Origin of the sequence: Streptococcus suis (assembly GCF_002964045.1) — a bacterium.
GTDB classification, from domain to species: domain Bacteria; phylum Bacillota; class Bacilli; order Lactobacillales; family Streptococcaceae; genus Streptococcus; species Streptococcus suis_U.
In genome coordinates, this window is the sequence record NZ_POPB01000532.1 from 1 (window position 1) to 348 (window position 348).

A 348-nucleotide genomic window follows, 5' to 3' on the forward strand; every position below is an offset into this window, starting at 1 on the left:
AATCGAGTTGGAAGACCATTTTGAAAATATGGGTGCTAAGTTGGTATCCGAAGTGGCTTCAAAAACCAATGACATTGCTGGTGACGGTACAACAACTGCCACTGTTTTGACTCAGGCTATTGTTCGTGAAGGCTTGAAAAACGTAACTGCAGGTGCCAACCCAATTGGTATCCGTCGTGGGATTGAAGCAGCAGTTGCAACAGCGGTTGAGGCTTTGAAAGCACAAGCAAGTCCTGTGTCAAATAAAGCTGAAATTGCTCAAGTCGCAGCAGTATCTTCCCGTTCAAAAAAAGTTGGTGAGTACATTTCAGAAGCTATGGAGCGCGTGGGAACAGACGGCGTTATTAC

1 protein-coding gene is annotated in these 348 nt (G+C 45.4%); it reads left to right on the plus strand.

Features of this window, described 5'->3' with window-relative positions; translation table 11 throughout:
- A partial coding sequence (locus C1E99_RS12550) for a TCP-1/cpn60 chaperonin family protein (RefSeq protein ID WP_330848229.1) occupies positions 1–348 on the plus strand: 348 nt, incomplete at both ends.